This window comes from Propioniciclava sp. MC1683, from assembly GCF_014164675.1.
In the GTDB taxonomy this organism is placed as follows: domain Bacteria; phylum Actinomycetota; class Actinomycetes; order Propionibacteriales; family Propionibacteriaceae; genus Propioniciclava.
Genome location: NZ_JACJFX010000070.1, coordinates 1 through 4254, shown reverse-complemented (window position 1 = coordinate 4254; position 4254 = coordinate 1). Strand labels below are relative to the sequence as shown.

3 protein-coding genes are annotated in these 4254 nt (G+C 65.8%); 2 read left to right on the top strand and 1 reads right to left on the bottom strand.

Features of this window, described 5'->3' with window-relative positions; translation table 11 throughout:
• Nucleotides 1-289: 289 nt before the first annotated feature.
• Nucleotides 290-1669 (bottom strand): IS1380 family transposase, encoded by a 1380-nt coding sequence (locus H5397_RS17080; protein ID WP_182818922.1) that lies wholly within the window; start codon nt 1667-1669, stop codon nt 290-292.
• A gap of 122 nt (nt 1670-1791) precedes the next feature.
• On the opposite strand from H5397_RS17080, the gene H5397_RS17075 reads away from it, so the two are divergent.
• Both H5397_RS17075 and H5397_RS17070 read left to right on the top strand, forming a co-directional pair.
• Nucleotides 1792-4020: a hypothetical protein gene (locus H5397_RS17075; RefSeq protein WP_182818921.1), complete on the top strand. Its 2229-nt coding sequence runs from the start codon at nt 1792-1794 to the stop codon at nt 4018-4020.
• Nucleotides 4013-4174 (top strand): Eco57I restriction-modification methylase domain-containing protein, encoded by a 162-nt coding sequence (locus H5397_RS17070; protein ID WP_309224398.1) that lies wholly within the window; start codon nt 4013-4015, stop codon nt 4172-4174. Before H5397_RS17075 ends, H5397_RS17070 begins: the two co-directional genes overlap by 8 nt.
• Nucleotides 4175-4254: the final 80 nt, after the last annotated feature.

Here is a 4254-nt window from a genome sequence, read left to right as displayed (position 1 = left end):
TACTACAACCGGACCCGAAGGCATTCGACACTAGGCTATTTGACACCACACGAATACGAGCTAGGATTCAGACACATCCGCGAACTCGCGGCATAAACTACGCCTCCATTTTTTCGGGAACACTCCAAACCTCGATCCGCCGACCCGAGTTCGTGAGTGAGGGTTTCGGCGTTTCCGGAGTGACACGCGGGTGATTTCGGGGGGTGGGCGTAGAGGGGCGTAGAGGGGCTGCCGGTCTGCCCGGCTTTCCCACTGGGGTTCCTCGTGTCGTGCCCGGTGAGGGCGGTGGTCAGGTGGCGGTGGCGGCGGTTGGTGGTCCGAGCGCCGCGGCGTAGAGGGTGGCGAGCTGGTGTTGCCAGGGCCAGCGGCTCGGTAGGTGCAGGCGCCAGCGTCGGGCCTGGTTCGCGACCCTGGCGGCGACCTGGATGAGGGTGCGGCGCACCGTGTGGGTGCGGGCCTTCCCGAGGGTCTTCGACGCGAGGCGGGCGGCGGCCCGGGTGAGGTTGAACGCGATCGCGGTCAGGACCAGCCAAGCGGCATTCGCGGTGAACTTCCCCGACGGGGCATGCGCCAGGGGCCCGTTCTTGAGGTCGGCGAACACGGCCTCGATGACCGCGTGGTCACGGTGCGCGGCCTCCGCGTCGACCAACGACAGCGTCGTGTCTGTGAAGACGGCGTGGTACCGGTAGCCCGGCAACAGTTCGCCTTGGGACTTGGCGACGGTCGGGTTGAGGCGTTTGACCCGCCGGACGATCAGTCGGGCGGTGATGTGGTCGGCCTTGCGACGGGAGGTGAACGCGGTGAAGGGCACTTCGGCGACTTCCGCATCCGAAATCCAGCGTTGCTGCTGTTCGTCGTAGATCGCGTTCGGGTAGCGGATCGCCGTCCAGGTTTGCTCGTCGATGCCGGCGATCGCCCTGGTCACGGCCTTGTTCAGGCGGGCCGTGACCGAGAACTTCGCCCCGCCCGCGGTGGCGGCGGCGACGACGTCGTGCCGGAAGTAGGCACTGTCGGCGCGCACGATGACCGTCCCGGGGGTGGTGGCCCGCCGCAGGGTGGCCAGGCTGTCTGCGATCAGCCTCGCGGCACCGTGGCCGGAGTCGATGTTGCCCTTGCGGAGCCGGGTGGCGGCGATCACCGGCGCCGCGAGCGGGGTCGACAGGATCGCCACCTGGGCGTTCAACCCCTTCACCCGGCTGTAGCCGTAGGCGGCGCCCTGCTTGTGGTAGCCGTGGGTTTCGCGGATCGTGTCGTCCACATCCAGGAAGACGAGTTGGTCGGCGCCGGACAGGATCGGCGACACCTTGGCGAGGCGGGCCAGCAGTCGGGTGGCCACCGCATCCAGTTGGCGGACGTGCCCGAACCGGTAGGCGCGCAGGTGCGTGCCCAGGGTGGTCGGCGCCCTGACCCCGGTGAAGATCCGGCCCATGCCGCCGTGGCGGAGCACGTCCAGGTCACTGATGCTGTCCGCGCCGGCGATCAGCCCGGCGATGATCGCCGGCACCTTCACCGACGCGTGGGCGCCGGCCGTGCCCGGCACCGTCACGTGCGCGTCGACCAGGTCGTGCAGGCCGGCTTGCTCGGCCAAGGCCATCACCGCCGGCAGGCCACCGAAGGCGATCAGGTTCGGGTCGTCGAAAACGGGGTCAAGGCTGTGGCAAACTCGCACTACGAGTGCTCCTGTCTGCGGATCGAATTGGACTGTCGCAAGCCCTATTCTTCCTTGTCACAGGAGCATTCGCCATCACGGCACACCCATCACCTCGGCGGATCGAGGCTGAACCCGGGCCGGTGAGCGTCGCGGCGACCGGGGTGGCGCTCACCGGCAATACCAGTGGCCCTGAGAGTGAATATCGAGTGGCGCTCAACCGCAATAATCAGTGGCGCTCACGACTCCAAATACTCACCAAGGAGAACGGCTTCTTCGAGCACCACGACGAAGTGGTGAAGTTCCTGGACCGGCTCACCACCAACGAGAAGTACCCGTTCTCCACTCCTGAGCTCCGCGACGAGGTGCGCCACTCCCTGTGGCTCCTCCAGCGCGTCGCTTCCGCCAAGGCCCTCCAGCGCCTCCTCAAGCAGCACCCCGTGTTCAAGGACTACACGGTGGTGTTGGCTGCAGGCGACGGCCGCGCCGATGAGTCCGACCCGGCCACCATCGGCCAGTCGCTGGGCCTGGTCCGCAACGCGATCGCCGCCGCCGAGGCCAACCGCGGCAAGACCATCACCCTCTCGGTGGGGCAGCTCACCACGGGCGTCACCGTCCCGGAGTGGACCGCGGTCATCATGCTCTCCGACATGGGCTCGGCCGCCCGCTACATGCAAGCCGCGTTCCGAGCCCAGAACCCGCACACCTTCCAGCGCGGCAACTCGATCCTGCAGAAGCACAACGCCTACATCTTCGACTTCGCCCCCGAGCGCACCCTCACCATCTTCGACCAGTTCGCCAACAACCTGCGCTCCAACCCATCCGGCGACCCGGCCGTGCGCCAGGACAACATCCGCAGGCTGCTCAACTTCTTCCCCGTGATCGGTGAGGACTCCGAAGGCCGGATGATCGAGCTGGACGCAGCCCAGGTGCTCACCTTCCCCGCAAAGATCAAGGCCCGCGAGGTCGTCCGGCGGGGCTTCCTGTCGAACTTGCTGTTCGAGAACGTCTCGGGCATCTTCCGGTTCTCCGAGCAGTTCAAGGAGATCCTCGACAAGCTCCCCATCGCCAAACAGGGCAAGCTCAAGAAAGAGCCGATCGAACTCCCCGAGCCGTTGCCGGTCACCGACCTCGACGGCAACGTGCAGATCGACGAGGCAACCGTCATCAACCCCAAGGTTGCGGTCCTCGGCAAACCAGTCTGGTCCGTGGAAGCCCTGCCGAAGGTGACCCCCGACACGCCCTCAGCCAAGGCCGCCGCCATGCTCGCCAAGTCGGTCACACAGCAGGCCCAGGCCACCCGCGACCAGCTCCAGCAGGAGTACGGCCTCACCGTCGCGCAGGTGAAGAACGACGTGAAGCTCACCGAACAGCAGGTTGAAGCGAAGGTGGAGCGCGTCTACACCGAGCACCGCATCGCCTCCAAGCACCTCGCCGACGAGCTGGACGCCGCCGCCACCGAGGTCGAGCACGAGGCCGTCACAGCCAAGATCGAGGAGCAGGCGGCATCGTTCGAGGCCGACCTCCGCGCCATCGTCGAGGAGGCGATGGAGACCATCGTCCCCACCACCGTGCGCCGCGAGGAAACCAAGCGCGAGCAGAGGCGCGCCGACAAGGCCATGGACGAAGCCCGCGACCACCTCCGCGGTTTCGCCCGCACCATCCCCATGTTCCTGATGGCCTACGGAGACCGCGACATCCGCCTCGCCAACTTCGACGACTACACCCCCGACGACGTGTTCCACGAGATCACCGGCATCACCGAGGTCGAGTTCCGGGTACTCCGCGACGGCCAGCAGATCACAGCCGATGATGGCTCCACCGTGCGTATCCCAGGCCTGTTCGACGAAGCAGTGTTCGACCGGTCCATGCAGGAGTTCCTCGACAAGAAGGAGGAACTGGCCGACTACTTCAACGACGAACTGGCCGAGGACATCTTCGCCTACGTCCCCCAACAGAGGACTTCGTTGGTGTTCACCCCGAAGCCCGTCGTCAAGCGGATGGTCGACGTCCTGGAGGCGGAGAACCCCGGCATCTTCGAGGACCCCGAGGCCACCTTCGCCGACCTGTTCTCGACAGCCGGACTGTTCCTCATGGAACTGGTACGCAGGCTCGACACCGGCCTCGCCGACCAGATCCCCGACCCGAACGAACGCCTCCAGCACATCCTCACCAAACAGCTCTTCGAAATGAGCCACAACCAGATCCTCCACCGCATCACCATCGAGGCAGTCTCGGGCGGCGTCCCCCAGCGAAAGCGCTGGATCGAGGAGTCCGGCCACTACCGCGTCGGAAACCTCACCACGATGAACCCGACAGAACGCCAGCAACTCATCGACGACATGTTGACGGAAGGCCCTAACAGTGAGTAAGAAGTTCGACGTCGTCATCGGAAACCCTCCCTACCAAGAAGAGGCGACCGGTGGGGGGACAAGGGACACGCCCGTCTACCACCACTTCATGGACGCGGCATACCAAGGAGGAATAGTCAAGACCTGTGGATGGGCGTGTCACGCGACGTGTTGATCGCCTCCTGATTCGTGGGTCGGTTCGTCGGGTCGTTCGACGAGGATGCCTTTGTCGAAGGTCGCGCCGGCACGGACCAG